This window comes from Marcopretia estuarina LEGE 06307 (assembly GCF_056633115.1).
Genome location: NZ_JBSJOY010000004.1, coordinates 289,611 through 306,101, shown reverse-complemented (window position 1 = coordinate 306,101; position 16,491 = coordinate 289,611). Strand labels below are relative to the sequence as shown.

The following is a 16,491-nucleotide window of genomic DNA, read 5'->3' as shown; positions in this document are numbered from 1 at the left end:
GGTGCCTGGCGCTCCGCTGCGCCGTTCCCTGCTTCTGGCCGCTCAAGCCGGCCGGTCGGATCCGCCATCCAGGCTCATGGCCAGCAGCTGCACCGGATGCAGCACCGCCAGCGGCCGCGGCGCGCTCTCCATATGCTGCCGGATCTGCAGCGTGCAGCCGATGTTGGCGCTCACCGCCAGGTCGGCGCCGGTGCTGCTCAGGTCGGTGGCTTTGAGGCGGCCCAGCTCGGCGGCTTCCACGGGTTGCACCAGGTTGTAGATACCGGCGCTGCCGCAGCACACACCCGCTTCTGTGGCCTCCAGCAGCCGCAGGTGAGGGATCTGGCGCAGCAGCGCCCGGGGCTGTTCGCGCAGCCCCTGGCCGTGCAGCATGTGGCAGGCATCGTGATAAGCGAGCCGCAGCGGACGCTCGGCGCTGGCGCGGCTGCCGTCGCTGTGGCGCAGCGGCTGCAACCGCTGGCGCACCGCTTCGCTCAACCCCACCCGCTGCAGGAATTCCTGGATGTCCGCCACACGGCCGCCGAAGGCGCTGCCCCGCGCGGCCCAGGCCGGATCACCGGCCAGCAGGCGGCCGTAGGCCTTGAGCGTGTGGCCACAGCCGGAGGCCGCCACCAGCACCGCATCGAGCGGTTCGGCGCCCGCCGGCTTGCCCGGGCCGATCACGGCGTCGAAGGCGTCGATCAAGGCTGCGGCCAGGGCATGGGTCTGGGCCTCTTCCCCCTGGTGGTGGGTGACGGCGCCGCAGCAGCCCTGGGCCGGCGGGATCACCACCTCGATGCCGTTGGCGCTCAGCACCTGCACCGCCGCCCGGTTCACGGCCGGCTCGAACAACCGCTGCACGCAGCCCAGCACGAGGCCCACGCGGTAGCGCCGCTCGCCCTGGGCCGGGGTTACCAGCGGCAGCGGATCGGTGAACGACTCCTCGGCCAGCGGCGGCAGCAGCCGCTCCATCGCCGCCAGCCCGGGCCCGAACAGGCGGGTGAGGCCGCTGCGCCGGGCCAGCCGTTGCAGCGGTGTGCCGGCATAGAGCCGCAGCGGCTGCAGCACGGCCCGCAGCCGCTGGGGATAGGGCAGCAACTGAAACAGCAGCCTGCGGAAGGCCCACTGGCCGCCGCTGCGCAGCTCCGGTGCGTTGAGTTTCGGGCGGGTGGCCTCGATCAGTTCGTCGTAGCGGACACCGGCCGGGCAGGCGCTCACGCAGGCGAGGCAGCCCAGGCAGGAATCGAAGTGGCTCGCCACGGTGGCATCCAGCGCCAGCTCACCGGCATTGATCGCCTTGAGCATGTGGATACGCCCCCGCGGTGAATCCATCTCCGTGCCCAGCACCCGGTAGCTGGCGCAGGTGGGCAGGCAGAAACCGCAGTGGATGCAGGGATCGGTGACTGGAGAAGGCATGGCACTCAGTCTGCCCGGCTCAGGGCTTCCAGGACCGGCTGCTTCAGCCGCCGAACCGACGCGGCGGTGAGATGGTCGTCGTCGGCCAGCTGCCACTTCAGATCGTCGAGGGAGCAGCCCTTCGGGCAGATCCACGGCATCGGATCGATGAAGCGCACGCGGTCAGGGAGATTCCGGCTCAGTTGAACGTTGATCGTCCTGGTGGAGGTGGCATCCTCTCGCAGGGTGTTCAGGCAGGGCTCGCTCCATCGAGCGGGGCGGAACCACTCCGGCAGACAGAGCTCCCGTCCGATCAGCCTCGGACCGGCCCCGATCAGGGCGACCTGCAGCCCCTTGGCACCAGCCCTGTCTGAAAAGGCATCCAGCGCCTTCATGTAAAGCGCCGTCTTCGCTTCGGTGCCCCGCACCGGCTGTCCGGTTCGATCCAGGAAATGGTCACGGGTGGCCCGCAGGCCGCTGCCCAGGTGACTGAGCTGATAGCCCGCGATCAGAACGCCATCTCCGGGTCGGCTGGTGGCGAGGATCCGGGAAGCAATCTCATCCTGGAAGCGCTCACAGCCAGGATCCAGATGGCCGAATGCGGTGGCCGGGAACGGGCAGCCGGCTTTGGTGAGCAGTGTGATTCCGGCGCCCTCCCGGTGGAGCTCGGCGGCCAGGGGAATCAAGGCAGTGGCATGGCTGTCACCGACCACGAAGATGGTCCGACCTTGGGCTGCGCCCTGGGGCGCGGACTCGACCGAGCAGGTCCTGGCCTTGGCCTCGATCTGAGGGCGATCGAGCACATCGTTTCGATCGATCAGACAGGCCGTTGAGGTGATGGTCGTGCCGGCAATGCGCTGGTTCCGCCGTTCCTCGGACAACGTGGCCGGCCGCTGGCCGAGATAAAGATGGGGTCCGAGCCCTCCGCCGATCAGCAACAGCAGCATGGTTGCGGCGGCGGCGTTGATTCCGACTCCGATCAGGATGGTCTGTTGGTTGGTGGGGGCCCACGGCTTCGAACCGAAGGGGGTTTCAAGCGTCCGGTAGGACAGTTCTGCCAGCCCCAGGATCAGCAGCAACTGAAACGGCACACTCCAGGCGTGGATGCCGATCGTCCAGCGGCTGAGCACGATGACGCTCCAGTGCCACAGGTAGAGCGAGTACGAAATCTGGCCGATGCGGAGCACCGGGGGGCACGTGAGGAGCCGGCCGAGCAAGGAACGTCCCCGCAGGGTTCGGATCAGCGCGCAGGTTGCCGCCACGCTGACCAGCATCGGGATCGAACTGGAGCCCTGGGGCGCCAGGGTCACGCCGACCAGAGCCAGGAAGGCCCCCCAAGCCAGCCCGTCGCGAAGGGGGGCCTGTACGGGTTCCCCCTGCGGATCCTCCCCGTTCGCAGTCAGCAGACAACCGACCGCCAACTCCCAGACCCTCGGCCCCGTGAGGAAGTAGGCGGCGGATGAATCGACCTGCCGCATCTGCAGAAACAGGATCAGCGACAGCACGGCCACCAGGGCCATCCCCAGGCGAAACCGCCTTCGCCCCGCTCCCCCGGCTCTGCCCAGTCCGAGCTGCCAGGCAGCCAGCGGAAACACCAGATAAAACTGATAATCCACACCCAGGAACCAGGTCTGGGTGAAGCTGTTGAGCTGGGCGCTGGTGCCGAAGTAATCGGTGGCCTGCTGGTGCAGGAACACGTTCGAGGCCCCCGCCAGCGCAAGAAGCCCTGTCCACAGGGAGGCCGCCGGATCAGGAACCACCAGGCAGGTCAGCAAGGCGGTGACGACGACACAAGCGCTCAGAGCCGGGACCAGTCGCTGGATGCGTCGGCGGTAGAACCCGGCCAGGAAGGCTCCGCGGCTGTCGGCCGTTGGCCTGTGCTCCAGCGATCGGGTGATCACGTAGCCGGAGATCACAAAAAAAACGTCAACCCCGACATAGCCGCTCGGCAGCAGGGACTTGTTCAGGTGGTTGACGATGACGGCAACGATGGCGACGGCTCTGAGGCCGTCGATCTCGGCTCTGCGAGCGATCTGATGGGGGGGGGCACGCATCCCCCCGATTGTCCTCGGCCGCACCCCTGCCCGGAATCTCCGGGCTTCAGCCGCCGAAGTGGCGCACCACGGCCTCGGCGAAGCCGGAGCAGCTCACCGGATCCACCCGCGGTTCCATCAGCCGGGCCAGGTCGTAGGTGACCTCCCCATTGGCGATCGCGGCGCTGATCCCCGCAGTGATCAGATCTGCCGCTTCCTGCCAGCCCATGTACTCGAGCATCATCACGCCGCTGAGGATCACCGAGCCCGGGTTGATCCGATCCAGCCCCGCATGCTTGGGCGCGGTGCCGTGGGTGGCTTCGAAGATGGCGGCGTTGTCGCCGATGTTCGCCCCCGGCGCCATGCCCAGGCCGCCCACCACCGCCGCCGCCGCATCGGAGATGTAATCGCCGTTGAGGTTGAGGGTGCAGAGCACCGAATACTCCTGGGGCCGGGTCTGGATCTGCTGGAAGATGCTGTCGGCGATGCGGTCGTCGACGAGCACCATGCTCTTCCACTTGCCGTAGCCGTGGCTCTCACCGATGCTGTCGAGCACCCCTTTCACTTCCGCGTCCACCGCCGCTTTCTTCTCGGGGGTGAGGCTGTCGTAGCCGGGTTCGATCAGGCGGGCGTTGTCTTCGACGCTGAGGCCGTGGTTGCGCTCCAGGTTGCCGAGGATCCAGCTTTCCCGCTCGGTCACGCACTGGTCGCGGAATTCGCTGGTGGCCAGCTCGTAGCCCCAGTCACGGAAGGCCCCTTCCGTGAACTTCATGATGTTGCCCTTGTGCACCAGGGTGACGTGGCGTTTGGCGCCCTCCAGCCCCAGGGCGTGCTGGATCGCCTTGCGCACGTGGCGCTGGGTGCCCGCCTTGCTCACCGGCTTGATGCCGATGCCGGCCCCCTCCGGGATGCGGCGTTTGCCGAGCTTGCCGTTGGCCGGAATCACCGTGTCGTTGAGGTGGGCGATCAGCTCCACGCACACCGGATCGGTGGCTTCCCACTCGATCCCCATGTAGATGTCTTCGGTGTTCTCCCGGTACACCACCACATCGAGGTCCTGGGGCCGCTTGTGGGGGCTGGGGGTGCCTTCGTAGTAGCGGCAGGGGCGCACACAGCAGTAGAGGTCGAAGATCTGGCGCAGGGCCACGTTCAGCGAACGGATGCCACCGCCGATCGGCGTGGTGAGCGGGCCCTTGATCGCCACGCCGAACTGCTCGATCGCGGTGAGCGTGTCCTGCGGCAGGTATTGATAGGTGCCGTAGAGCTCGCAGGCCTCGTCGCCGGCGTACACCTTGAACCACTCGATGCGCCGCTCGCCGCCGTAGGCCTTGGCCACGGCCGCATCCAGCACCCGCTGGGTGGCGGGCCAGATGTCCACGCCGGTGCCGTCGCCGCGGATGAAGGGGATGATCGGGTCGGACGGCACCACCGGAAGGCCGTTCTCGAAGCGGATCGCCGTGCCGTTTTCGGGTGGGGTGAGCTTTTCGTAGGACGGAGCGGACAGGGTCACCATCGGCGGCAGGAGGGGGGAAACGGCGCGACCGACGGCGGTCCGTGGTCGTGGTGCCGGCCCGCTGGCGCAGCCTCCCTCGGGAAACTCCAGCATGGGTCGGCTCGCGGAGCCTAGGTTCCGTTCCATCCGCTGTTCTGCTCAGGGGAAACGCCATGAATGCGGCAGACCTGGCCCGAAGTCCGGAGATGGCCCACGCCATCGCCTCCGCCGCCGCCCTGTTCCGGCGCCATTTCCCTGATGCCCGCGCCAATCTCACCCCCTGGCGCGACGATCCCGACACCCGCCGCTTCGAGGAGCAGGCCTCGGTGGACCTGGCCTTCCACTTCCCCGGCTGGAGCCCCCGCCTGCAGTGCCGCAGCCTGCTGATGCAGCTGCGCCTCGCCGAGGCTCCGGTCGCCGGTGGCGGCGGCACCCCGCGGCTGCTGGGGGTGCTGCTCAGCGGCATGACCTTCCAGGGCGAGCAGTGGCGGCTCGCCACCGTGGGCGACTGGGAAGCGAGTGGGGTGAACCTGCCCCAGCCCGAGGTGGCGGAGAAGCTGCGGCTCGTCTGCCGTGACCTGTTCGCCCTGCTGGGCGAGGGGCCAGCCGCCGCCGCCAGCGACGAGGCCGCTTAACCCTTCGCAACCTGAGCCGCCCGTGCCGGCAGCACGGCCCTAACTTGTTGGCCACGACCTACGGCACACCGGCTTCTATGGCTGTCGCCCTTGCTTCACAGTTGCGCGAAGGCACCAAAAAGGCGCACACGATGGCCGAGAACACCGGCTTCGTCACCTGCTTCCTCAAAGGGGTGGTCGACAAGATCAGCTACCGCAAGCTGGTCGCCGACCTCTACTTCGTGTACAGCGCGATGGAGGAAGAGATCGGCGCCCTCAAGTCTCACCCGGTGGTGGGGCCTATCGCCCACGACGCCCTCAACCGCCGCAGCGCTCTTGAGGCTGATCTTGCCTTCTACTTCGGCGCCGGCTGGCGTCAGCAGGTGCAGCCCACTCCGGGCGCCCAGAAGTACGTGGAACGCCTTCATCAGGTGGCCAAAGAATCCCCCGAGCTGCTGGTGGGTCACCACTACACCCGCTACATCGGCGACCTTTCCGGCGGCCAGATCCTCAAGAACATCGCTCAGAAAGCGATGAACCTGGGCGAACACGATGGCCTGCGGTTCTACGAATTCGATGCCATTCCCGATGAGAAGGCCTTCAAGGCCAGCTATCGCGAAAGCCTCGATCAGTTGCCGATTGATCAAGCCACGGCCGATCGCATCGTGGAGGAGGCCAACCACGCCTTCCACCTCAACATGGTGATGTTCCAGGAGTTGGAAGGCAACCTGGTGGCCGCCATCGGCAAGGTGCTGTTCGGCTTCCTCACCCGGCGCCAGCGCACCGGCAGCACCGAGGCCGTCGCCGCCTGAGCCGGCACCGGCCCTCCCCTGCGCCAGAGTCAGCGGCGGCTGCCAGATCGCCTTTGCGCCCCCTTCGCTTCCTTGTGCCCGGCACCAGCGGTCGCTTCCGCTGTGGTGGTCTTCAGGTTGAACTGCAAACGGCCCGCCTCACCGCTTCAATCGTGCCCACGGAGGTGGTCACCTATCGGCGAAAGGAACCCGGGAGGCCTTATCTGGCCGATCTGCTTCGCCAGGAGCGAGCACCCGGTTCGGCGCTTTGGATCGTGAGCTGGGGGTTTGACGTGCCCAGGCAGCTGCGTCTGCTACGGGGTCGGGCGGTGGCGTATCACGCCCATAGCACTGGGTATGGCTTTGATTTGCCCGCTGGCGTGCCGGTGTTGGCGGTGAGCCGCAACACGCTCGGGTACTGGGGAAATCGGGCGCCACGCAACCCGTTGTTTCTGGTGCCAAATGCCATGGATGCAAGCTGGGGGGACGACGACAGAGTCGCCGATCCGGCCCTGGTGGCCCGGCGCCCTATTGATGTGCTGGTGCAGGCTCGCAAGAGCAGCGCCTACGTGCTGCAGCAACTGGTGCCGGCCTTGCGGGGCCAAGGCCTCCGGGTTGAGGTGCAGAGCGGCTGGGTCGACGACCTGGTGGGCTTGTTCCGCTCCGCCAAGGTGTATCTCTACGACTCGGCCGATTACTGGCGCAGCGAAGGGCTCAGCGAGGGCTTCGGACTTCCACCACTGGAGGCACTTGCCAGTGGCTGTGTGGTGTTCAGCAGTGTCAACCATGCCCTGGCTGACTTCCTTGACCCGGGGGCGGTTGGCCACCAGATCGGCTTTGGCACACTCCAGGCCGACCTAGAGCGAATCATTGCTGCGGCTGCTGATCCGGGCCGTTGGCAGGCAGACCCCGCCCAATGCAACAGGCTGTTGTCCATGTTCTCGGAGCAGGAACTGAGGTACCGCTGGGCAGAGGCCCTCAAGTCCATCGACCAGCATTGGGACCGGCTGTCATCCCTCACTCCGCCGCTGCGGAATCCCTCGCCCGCGAGCCTGGAAGCCATGAGGATCCTCTCCAAGCTGCGCAGCCTCACAAGCCGCTGGCGTGGACGATCGGTTCTGTGACTGGCTTGGACGCAGGCACCCTGTCGGATGTGACCGATAAGGTTATCGGGCCATTGAGCAGAGTCTTCGATTTCAGTGAAGTTGAGCCTCCCTGCCGGGCTGCAAAGCCAGACGCTGGCCCAACTGGGCCGATTATTGTCATTTTTGCCAAAAAAGCGTCTGCAGGGTCTGATCGCTTTGCTGGTAATTTCTTTATTGGTTGGCCTGCTGGATCTGGTTTTCGTTGGGCTTCTGGCTCGGCTTGTGGGTGCCTTGAGCGGGGTCAAGCTGCCCGACAGAATTCCACAGATCTGGTTCTTTGGCGGCGGTAGAGCCTCTCAATCACTTTGGATGGTGAGCATCCTAATTGGATTGATTTGGTTGTCAACAGGCTTAAAGTTTCTCACTGCTGCACTGCAGAGTTTCCTCAGCGCGCAGATTTGGTCGGATTACGGCAATCGGATCTATGCAAATATTCTGATGCAAGATTACGAGTACTTCCAGGCTCAAAAGTCTGCCCACCTTCTTGCACGTCTCAACCGTATCCTCAGCAAGATATCTGATGACATCATTCTGCCTATGCTGTCAGTGATTTCCAGCGCATTATCTGTTGGTGTCCTTACGATTGGTGTCGCAGTTGTCCTGGGCCCTGTTGCGATCATTCTCTTTGTCACTCTCGTTGCTGCCTACGCCTCGGTGTCGGCACTGCTGATTGCACCCTTAAGGCTTGCCTCCAAGCAGAAGCTGCGGTTTGCGTTGAGAATCAACTCGTTGCTGGTTGAATCTATTCGTTCAATCCGTGATGTTCAGCTCTATGCGGCCGAGCAGCGATTCATCGACAAGTTCTGGTCCATTGGAATCACAGGAAAACGTTACGACAGAATTTCAAAGCTTCTGCCTGATATCCCTCGCTACATCATTGAGCCGGCCGGAATCACGATGCTCTTTGCGATTGGCCTTATTCCCATCTTGTTGGATCCAGATAGAAAGCTGCAGCAAGCCTTGCCTGCATTGGCAGCTGTCATGTTTGCAGCCTTGAGAATCTCAGCACCAATCCAGTCGATTTTTCGATCTGTCAACCGGTTTCGAGGCAGCCTTCCAGATATCTCGGATGCCTTACAGCTGCTGGATCTGAAGGCGTCGCGGGCCACTCTTCTAAGCCCGGGTACCCCCTCTCCTGCTGGGGTGATGCCTAAGCACACAATCAGACTGAATGATGTTTGGTTCCGTTATGCCAGTTCGGAAGACTGGGTGATCAAAGGAGTCAACATCACGATCCCCATTGGCTCAAGGGTTGCTTTGGTCGGCAAAACTGGTGGAGGTAAATCCACCACCGCCCACCTCCTGCTTGCCCTCTATAAGCCGCAAAGGGGATGCATCGAGCTGGATGGGATCGAGTTGGCTTATGAAGAAACGCCAGCTTGGCAAGCTTGCTGCGCGATGGTCCCTCAATCGATTGTTCTGCTCGATACGAGCATCCGTGAAAATGTTGCTTTTGGAGTGGATGAGGAAGAGATCAATGATTATGCCGTTTGGGAGGCTTTGGAAGCTGCTCAGTTAAATGAGTTTGTCTCTGAGTTGCCATATGGACTCTATACAATGATCGGGGAAAATGGTTTGCGACTCTCCGGTGGACAGCGTCAGCGCCTCGCCCTTGCAAGGGCTTTTTACAAGAAGGCCAAGGTACTCGTTCTGGATGAGGCGACAAGCTCTTTGGACAATAAAACTGAGAGCAGCGTTTTAGACTCGCTTGAGCTGATCGGTCGTAGATGCACCACAATTGTGATTGCACATCGCTTAAGCACTGTTAAGAACTGCGATCGAATCTATGAATTTGCGGATGGGATGATTAGAGCCTACGGAGATTATCAACAGCTTCAGGCCAGGTCGGAAACCTTCAGGGAGCTTGTTTCGCTGGACAATGGCTGACATCACCCTTCTGGCCACTGCAGATTGGGATCAACTACTTTGGACCAATAAGCAACACGTAGCTTCCGAGTTGGCTGATCTTGGTCATCGAGTTCTTTATGTCGAGTCACTGGGTTTACGTGCACCGCGCCGTCAGGCTCAAGATTTTGGCAGAATTTTCCGTCGTTTAGTCAAGGGCTTGATGCCGCCACGGCAGCAGAAGACCAACCTCTGGGTTTGGTCACCATTGGTTTTGCCTGGGGTTCGTGGTCAACTTGCCACTCGGATCAACCGATTGATCTTGCTTGGCGGTCTGGCTCTGGCTCGGCGCTGGCTGGGGATGCGAGCGGAATTGTTATGGACTTACAATCCAAAGACCCTTGCTTATGGGATGCCCGGTCCGTATGCAACTCTGGTTTACCATTGCGTAGATGACATCCAGGCTCAACCGGACATGGATGATCTGGATCTCTCCGCGTGGGAGGAGCGTCTGTGTCGGGCTGCTGATCTTGTCTTTGTAACCTCTCCTGCCCTTCAGGAGAGTCGTCGTAAGTATAATCCTAATACGTACTACTTCTCAAACGTTGCTGACTACAATCACTTCGCGCAGGCACTTGAGCCTGATCTTGAGATTCCTCGCGATATTGCCATCATCCCCCAACCAAGAATCGGCTTTGTGGGGGCCATAAGTGCGTACAAGCTTGACCTTGACTTGCTTGCCAAGCTTGCAGAGGCGTCGCCAAGCTGGTCCTATGTGATGATCGGTCCCGTTGGTGAGGGTGACCCCAGTACCCAGCTTTCCGGCTTGCTGGATTGTTCTAATGTTTACTGGCTTGGCGTCAAGTCCTATCATGATTTACCTGCCTATATGAAGGGTCTTGATGTGGGCCTTCTGCCTCTTCGATTCAACAGATACACCCGCTCCATGTTTCCCATGAAGTTCTTTGAGTATCTGGCCGCCGGGCTGCCGGTTGTGGCTTCGGCCATTGATGCTTTGGAGAGTTATCGCCCGTTTGCTGCTCTTTGCGAGCCAACAGTGGATTCATTCCTCGCCGCTCTGAATAACACTCTCAAGGGCCTGGGATGCCCGCTTGAGGCGCGTATCGAATGTGCCGCTCAGCATACCTATCATCGCCGTACCCAAGCCATGCTTCGTTATCTTCCTAACATTGCCTCGGTGGAATGATCGAACGCAATCAAGTTTGGAATTTGCTTGTTTGCCTACCCAATCTGCTCCTGTCGCGTCTTTGGGCCATTCAGGCCTATGACGGCATTCTTCCCATTGTGATCACACTTCATTCCTTCACTGAAGGACGCAAGCCCGCGCTGGGTTTGCTGGTGATCTGGATGGCTATCCGCTTGACCAATCAGATGGTTGCCAAGTTTAGGACACACTCCTTGCAGCCTCCGCTGGAAGCCATTCTGTTGGCTCTTCTGCTCGTGAACACTCGCTTGATTGTTCTCCGTGAGGATATTGATGGGCCTACGACCTTCCTGTTGATTGCCATCGGCTTCATGATCGGTGCCGGCCAAAGCTTGCGCGAATGGAGGTTTTCATTCGGATGGTTGGCGCTCACCCCCTTGCTGCTTATGGCCTACTTTTTGCAGCATCATTCTGCCGCAAGCTTTTGGAGCACATCATACGTTAGAGATATGTACGAGGCGACCATGGATGGCCATGGAGGCATCAATCGTTTTGCCACGATCCTGATGCTTCTTACGCTCAGTTCGGCCAGTTACTCATTGCTCTCTCGATCGTTGCTCGAGCGTCTGATCGGCACCACGGCAGCAGTTGTTGGTTATGCTCTCTGCGTGAGCACGGATTCCCGCCTTGCCCAGATAGCTCCGCCAGTGGCTCTTTTGATTGGTTGGGTCGCTGCACGCTGGAGGAGGGGCTCCACAAAGTTTCTTTCCGTTGTGTTTGCCACCGCTGCCATGGCTGTCATGGTCATTGGGTCGTGGTGGTTTTTCTTGGCCCCTGATGCGAACATCAATCAGTCTTCGGATATGGGTAGGCTGAGAGCGGGGGCATGTTGGCTGTCGTTGATGTTTACTGGGGCGAATCGGTTTCTTTATGGTGTGGGCTATGGCCCACAGGCAAACGATATGTGCAGCCACCTGAGGGAAGGAGGTGGATTCGGCCATGCTCACAACACGATCGCTCAGATCGGTGGCCAGCTTGGTGTGCTTGGCATATTGGCATTTCTGATTGTGGTGATTCTCGTCTCCATGGGTCTCAGGCGACAGTTCCAGAGCATTGCGTCCCGATGTGACACAACGCCCTCACACCTTGTGTTTTTTCAAGTAGCTGTTTCCCTCAACGTGTTGCTCCTGCTCAACACCCTCGCCACTACCATCTATCGCACCAATCAAGTCACCCAGTGTTTGATCGGTTTCCTGGCGGCCACGTCGCTGTGCCTGTTCAGTGCTCCCGCGGACGCCACCCTTACCTCTGAGCCGTCAGTAGACAGTTCACTGACAGCCGACCCAATCCCGTGAGGCACTCAAGCCATCAATGATCCAGCCCAGTAGGCGGCGAATCCGCACTTACCTTCCTGAGTGGGTTCTGGCTTGGGTGACTGTAGCGATAGCTGCCGGCTTACGTTGCTTCGGCAGGCGGCTTGCTGCCTATCAGCTCTTGATGCGGTTTCTGGAGCGGTGGCCCCGCAATCCTGCGGTGCTTGCCGCGATTATCCCTCAGGCAATGGCTCGGAATGATTATTCCTTTGCCGTGTGCAAGATTGAGGATCTATGGCTTAACTCAGGCCATACGCATTATCTTCATCGCCTTCTCTTTCGCCGGTCAATGCGGCCTGGTGATCTGAAGCAGCGACTGGCTCTGTTTCAGTTGATCGCTGCCAGCAGCAAGCTTCCTGAGCACTATCGCTGGTATTCCTTGATCATCATTGCTTACCAGGCGATTGCAACTGATGATTTCCCACTGATGGAGCATACGGCTGCTGATCTGGAGCGGCTGGTCCAGCAGCTGTTGAGCGATCCAGGCGTGTTTGTCTGCCAGCGCGCCAACCGGGAAAACCGAGCAAAGCTGCTGGTTTCGGTTTTCACAGCACTTTCTAGATTGTATCTATCTCTGGGGGGTATTGATTCCTTCGAGTCTGTGGGGATTCGAGTCTCTGCCATCATCGACAGCGTTGACCTCACGGCCATTGATCCCGATAGCGCCTACAGATCTACCCGTAATCTGATGCGATGCCTGGCCATTGAAGCCCTTCAGGCTTGGCACCAACAGGATGCTGAGCGGTGGCGGCTCGCCTGTCATCGATTGCGCCGAGTCCACGACCATTGCCACAGGCCTTGCTTTGATGCCAGCAGTGCTCAGGAAGATCACCGTGGCTTCGCCAGGGAGATGCTTGGGGCAGTTGCAACAACAGATGGCACGGGCTGGTTGGTTGCGAAGGAAGATGAGCAGATCCATCACTTGATCACTCTCATCATCAAGACCACGTTTGAGCCACGTTTCCTCCCCAAGATCAGAGTTATGTTTGCTTCCTACCTGGCTCCGTCGCAATGACAGTGCGTGTGGCGTTCTACATCGACTCTCTCAAGACTGGTGGTGCTGAACGCGTGACGCTGCGGATGGCGCAATGGTGTCGCGAGGCTGGCTATCTTCCTGTTGTCCTCACGCGGCGGCAGGCCCGTCACGACTTCTACCCCCTCCCTGAGGGTGTTTTACGTGAGGTTGAAGCCCCTGATCCAGCCTGGGTGGCTGCCTTGGGCTGGCTGGGATTCCCATGGAGGGTGCTGACGTTACGGCATTGGCTACGCCGCAACCGAATCGAGATCGCCATTGGGATGACTACCCTTCCAGCGATCAAACTGATCCTGGCGGTATGGGGTCTGCCGCTGAAGTGCTGGATCTCTGAGCGCAACTATCCACCCGCCAAGCCCCCGTCTCTGCCATGGCGCCTGCTGCGATGGCTCACCTACCGCAGGGCTAACCTTCATCTCGTGCAGACCCATCAGACCGGTGATTGGCTCAGGCGGCATCTGGGCGCCACGCCACAGCTGTTGCTGCCGAATTCGGTGAGCTGGCCGTTGCCTTCATTTGCGCCTCATGTGGATCCAGTCACTGTTCTTGGTCCTTGTCTCCGACATGACGATTCAGGCACTGCTGGGCCTCCACCCGCCCTGCTTCTTGCAGTTGGAACCAAAGCGTTTCAGAAAGGCTTCGATCGCTTGGTGAGGGCGTTTGCGTTGATCGCTGACGACTGCCCAGGGCTCCACCTTGTGATAGCTGGACTCACCATCAAGCCCTACCGCGGTAGGGATCAGGTGGCCGACCTACAGTCCTCGCTGCCCCCCTCCTCGGCAGCCATGGGGCGCGTCCACTTTCCAGGGGTGGTGGGAAACATTGGCGACTGGTATTCGGCTTGCGAGATGTTCATCCTGCCCTCCCGTTTCGAAGGCTTCCCCAATGTTCTTCTGGAGGCCATGGCCTCGGGCTGCGCCTGCGTGGCCTGCGACTGTCCGACCGGCCCAGCCGACCTGATCCGGGATGGGGAGAACGGACTGCTGTTGCCCGAAGCAGCCTCGGATCTGGAGTTGGCGAACACCATCACCACCCTGCACCGGGATGCCCGCTTGCGGCGCCGCCTGGGCCAGGCAGCTCAGCACGTGCGTGAACAGTTCAGCGACGCACAGCTCGCACAACGCTTCATCGAGGCCCTCAATGGCTGACGACCTCTGGATCGTGCTGCCCCATCTGGGCCCTGGGGGCGCCCAGAAGGTCGCCATGCTGGCCGCTGCCCACTTCGCCGGGCAGGGCTACCAGATCACGGTTGTCTCCCTGCTGCCGGATCCGACCCCGGTGCACGCGGTGCCGGCGGGGGTACGGCTGCTCGACCTTGGCGCCGCCGTTGCGGCGGCCCGACGCGGCGATTGGTGGAACCGCTCCCTGCTCGCCCGCGGTCGCCGATTCCTCAAGCTGTGGCTGCCGCGCCTGGCGTCCTGGTTCCTGCTCATCACCCTCTGGCCCTGGCTCCGGGGGTTGCGCCCTCCCCAGGGCGCCGGCCTGCTGCGTTGGCTGGTGCGCGGGGTGGGCGGGCCCCAGGCCTCCTTGCTGCGGGAACGGGTGCTGGCGGAGCGACCACCCCGGCTGCTGGCCCTGCTCACCAAGACCAACATGCTCGCCTGCCAGGCCTGCTGGGATCTGCCCCTCCACCTGGCCGTGTCGGAACGCAACGATCCCCGCCGGCAGACCCTTGGCTTCCCGTGGCAGCGGCTGCGGCGTCTGCTTTACCGACGCGCCGATGCGCTCACCGCCAACACGCTCGGGGTGCTGGCGACCCTGGAAACCGATCTGGGCCTCACCCAGGCTCGCCTGTTGCCCAACCCCCTGCCGCCCGGGATATCCCTGGCCGGTGCAGGACGGCCGGACCTCCAACCGTCGAAGGTTTGTCTCGCCGTGGCTCGGCTGGTGCCCCAGAAAGGACTCGATCTGTTGCTGGAAGCCATGGCCCGAGTGTCACCAGCCTCGGGGGAGTGGCGGTTGGTGGTCGTGGGGGATGGTCCGGAGCGTGGGGCCCTGGAGGAGCAGGCCCGGTCCCTGGGGATCGCAGCCAAGGTTCGCTTCGAGGGCTTCCAGAGCACCGTTCTTCCCTATCTCCACCAGGCCAGGATCTTCGTGTTGCCCTCCCGGTTCGAAGGGATGCCCAATGCCTTGCTGGAGGCGATGGCCACCGGTCTGCCGGTGATCGTGACGGATTCCTCCCCGGGGCCGCTTGAGCTGGTGGAGCACGACCGCACCGGTCTCGTGGTGCCGGCCGAGAACCCCGGGTGCCTGGCCGAAGCGATCGAAGCCCTGCTGTCCGATGAGCGGCGTTGTGCACGGCTCGGGTCAGCAGGCCGTCAGCGGCTGGCATCGCAGGAGTGGACGGAAATCGAGCCCCTGTGGCGGTGGGCTCTGAACCTGCCCGTCGCAGCGCCGGAGCCCGATGGCTGAGCGGTTGCTGCTCCTGGTGCCAAGCCTCAGGGCACCCTCGGAAACCTTCATCAGGGCCAACGCCACCGGGCTGCCCTTCGACACGGTCGTGGTCTGCGCCGACGAGATTCCCTGGTCAGGCCCGCCGCTGCGGACGGCCTACGGCCTTTCGATTGTGGTCAGCAAGGCGCTCCATCGGCTGGCACCGGCTCTGCCCAGATGTCTGGCGCAAGCGGTGAGGCGGTTCGGCACCTGGCTGCCCTCCCGGCTGGTGAGCAGGATCTGCCGAACAGAGCAACCCGTTGTGGTGCTGGCGGAGTTCGGCTTCCATGCGGTGCAGATCATGGAACTGGTTCCGGCCACCGGCCTTCCCCTGATCGTGCATTTCCGGGGGGCCGATGCATCCGCCCACCGCTACCTGTTCCACCTGAAGGAGCGCTACGAGCGGTTGCTGGAGCTCTCGAGCGCAGCTGTGGTGAAGTCGGAGATCATGCGCAAGACGGTGTTGGGTCTGGCCCACAGACGAACAAGTCCCCTGCCCGTGCTGGTGAGTCCGTCCGGGGCGAATCCAGCCGTGTTCCACGGAGCCGATCCTGCCGCGGCCCCCCCCCTGTTCCTCAGTGTCGGTCGGTTCGTGGCCAAGAAGGGTCCGCTGCTCACCCTGGCCGCCTTCGCCCTGGCTGCCAGGGACTTGCCAGAGCTCCAGCTGGTGATGGTCGGGGAGGGGCCCCTGCTCGCTCAGGCACACCAGCGGGCCATCCAGCTGGGCATCGCCGAACGGGTGAGGTTTGCCGGCCTGCGGACGCCTGCCGAGGTGGCGGAGTTGATGCGCCACAGCAGAGGCTTCCTCCAACACTCGCTCACCGCCCCCGATGGCGACCAGGAAGGCTCACCCGTAGCGGTGATGGAGGCCCAGCTGAGCGGTTTGCCCGTCGTGGCCACATGGCATGCGGGGATCCCGGACGTGGTGATCGACGGCGAGACAGGGATCCTGGTGCCCGAGGGGGACTGGAAGGCGATGGGGAAAGCGATCAGCCGCCTGGCTGCTGACCCCTCCTTTGCCGAAAGGCTCGGCAATCGAGGCCGCCATCGATGCCTGACCAGGTTCACGACGGGCCATCACCACGACCAGTTGGCCACCCTTCTCAGCCAATGCGCAGAGAGGTCGGGCCAAAAGGAATAGGAAGGTTTGGGCAGGTCCACAAAGGAGGGAGCGTGAGTTGGCTGTCAACCGG

General features: G+C 62.3%; 13 protein-coding genes. 10 read left to right on the top strand and 3 right to left on the bottom strand.

Annotated features, from left to right (window positions below):
* Window positions 1-42: 42 nt before the first annotated feature.
* Genes ACWJI3_RS11265 through ACWJI3_RS11255 form a run of 3 tightly spaced genes read right to left on the bottom strand, consistent with a single transcriptional unit; the run spans window position 43 to window position 4,920 of the window.
* Window positions 43-1,395, bottom strand: a complete 1,353-nt coding sequence (locus ACWJI3_RS11265; RefSeq protein WP_255100587.1) for a (Fe-S)-binding protein — start codon at window positions 1,393-1,395, stop codon at window positions 43-45.
* A gap of 5 nt (window positions 1,396-1,400) precedes the next feature.
* Window positions 1,401-3,428: an acyltransferase family protein gene (locus ACWJI3_RS11260; protein WP_480203720.1), complete on the bottom strand. Its 2,028-nt coding sequence runs from the start codon at window positions 3,426-3,428 to the stop codon at window positions 1,401-1,403.
* Between the two features lie 46 nt (window positions 3,429-3,474).
* Window positions 3,475-4,920 (bottom strand): NADP-dependent isocitrate dehydrogenase, encoded by a 1,446-nt coding sequence (locus ACWJI3_RS11255; protein WP_094513744.1) that lies wholly within the window; start codon window positions 4,918-4,920, stop codon window positions 3,475-3,477.
* A 152-nt stretch (window positions 4,921-5,072) separates the two neighbouring features.
* Here ACWJI3_RS11255 and ACWJI3_RS11250 point away from each other — a divergent pair, with 152 nt between their 5' ends.
* The 10 genes from ACWJI3_RS11250 (at window position 5,073) to ACWJI3_RS11205 (ending at window position 16,439) form a co-directional block, all read left to right on the top strand.
* Window positions 5,073-5,534, top strand: coding sequence for a hypothetical protein (locus tag ACWJI3_RS11250; protein WP_094513741.1), 462 nt, complete (start codon window positions 5,073-5,075; stop codon window positions 5,532-5,534).
* Window positions 5,535-5,611: 77 nt separating this feature from the next.
* A complete protein-coding gene (locus tag ACWJI3_RS11245; RefSeq protein WP_094513739.1) occupies window positions 5,612-6,325 on the top strand; it encodes a biliverdin-producing heme oxygenase in 714 nt (237 codons plus the stop codon).
* Between the two features lie 53 nt (window positions 6,326-6,378).
* Entirely contained in the window at window positions 6,379-7,428 is a 1,050-nt protein-coding gene (locus tag ACWJI3_RS11240) for a glycosyltransferase (protein WP_480203719.1), read from the top strand.
* Window positions 7,429-7,509: 81 nt separating this feature from the next.
* Window positions 7,510-9,336, top strand: coding sequence for an ABC transporter ATP-binding protein (locus ACWJI3_RS11235; protein ID WP_255100590.1), 1,827 nt, complete (start codon window positions 7,510-7,512; stop codon window positions 9,334-9,336).
* Complete coding sequence (locus ACWJI3_RS11230; protein ID WP_480203718.1) at window positions 9,329-10,501, top strand: glycosyltransferase; 1,173 nt, start codon at window positions 9,329-9,331, stop codon at window positions 10,499-10,501. Before ACWJI3_RS11235 ends, ACWJI3_RS11230 begins: the two co-directional genes overlap by 8 nt.
* Entirely contained in the window at window positions 10,498-11,814 is a 1,317-nt protein-coding gene (locus ACWJI3_RS11225; RefSeq protein WP_480203717.1) for an O-antigen ligase family protein, read from the top strand. Before ACWJI3_RS11230 ends, ACWJI3_RS11225 begins: the two co-directional genes overlap by 4 nt.
* A gap of 142 nt (window positions 11,815-11,956) precedes the next feature.
* Window positions 11,957-12,847 (top strand): hypothetical protein, encoded by an 891-nt coding sequence (locus ACWJI3_RS11220; RefSeq protein ID WP_480203716.1) that lies wholly within the window; start codon window positions 11,957-11,959, stop codon window positions 12,845-12,847.
* Between the two features lie 8 nt (window positions 12,848-12,855).
* Window positions 12,856-14,013, top strand: coding sequence for a glycosyltransferase (locus ACWJI3_RS11215; protein ID WP_480203715.1), 1,158 nt, complete (start codon window positions 12,856-12,858; stop codon window positions 14,011-14,013).
* Window positions 14,006-15,277 carry a glycosyltransferase gene (locus tag ACWJI3_RS11210; RefSeq protein ID WP_480203714.1) on the top strand — a complete coding sequence of 424 codons (1,272 nt, stop codon included), beginning with the start codon at window positions 14,006-14,008 and terminating at the stop codon, window positions 15,275-15,277. The genes ACWJI3_RS11215 and ACWJI3_RS11210 overlap by 8 nt, the downstream gene beginning before the upstream one ends.
* Complete coding sequence (locus ACWJI3_RS11205) at window positions 15,270-16,439, top strand: glycosyltransferase (protein WP_480203713.1); 1,170 nt, start codon at window positions 15,270-15,272, stop codon at window positions 16,437-16,439. Before ACWJI3_RS11210 ends, ACWJI3_RS11205 begins: the two co-directional genes overlap by 8 nt.
* The last annotated feature ends 52 nt before the right edge of the window (window positions 16,440-16,491 follow it).

Coding starts and splice junctions, on each gene's coding strand:
- ACWJI3_RS11265 (WP_255100587.1), bottom strand. CDS start 1,395: ATGCCTTCTCCAGTCACCGATCCCTGCATCCACTGCGGTTTCTGCCTG.
- ACWJI3_RS11260 (WP_480203720.1), bottom strand. CDS start 3,428: ATGCGTGCCCCCCCCCATCAGATCGCTCGCAGAGCCGAGATCGACGGC.
- ACWJI3_RS11255 (WP_094513744.1), bottom strand. CDS start 4,920: ATGGTGACCCTGTCCGCTCCGTCCTACGAAAAGCTCACCCCACCCGAA.
- ACWJI3_RS11250 (WP_094513741.1), top strand. CDS start 5,073: ATGAATGCGGCAGACCTGGCCCGAAGTCCGGAGATGGCCCACGCCATC.
- ACWJI3_RS11245 (WP_094513739.1), top strand. CDS start 5,612: ATGGCTGTCGCCCTTGCTTCACAGTTGCGCGAAGGCACCAAAAAGGCG.
- ACWJI3_RS11230 (WP_480203718.1), top strand. CDS start 9,329: ATGGCTGACATCACCCTTCTGGCCACTGCAGATTGGGATCAACTACTT.
- ACWJI3_RS11225 (WP_480203717.1), top strand. CDS start 10,498: ATGATCGAACGCAATCAAGTTTGGAATTTGCTTGTTTGCCTACCCAAT.
- ACWJI3_RS11220 (WP_480203716.1), top strand. CDS start 11,957: ATGCGGTTTCTGGAGCGGTGGCCCCGCAATCCTGCGGTGCTTGCCGCG.
- ACWJI3_RS11210 (WP_480203714.1), top strand. CDS start 14,006: ATGGCTGACGACCTCTGGATCGTGCTGCCCCATCTGGGCCCTGGGGGC.
- ACWJI3_RS11205 (WP_480203713.1), top strand. CDS start 15,270: ATGGCTGAGCGGTTGCTGCTCCTGGTGCCAAGCCTCAGGGCACCCTCG.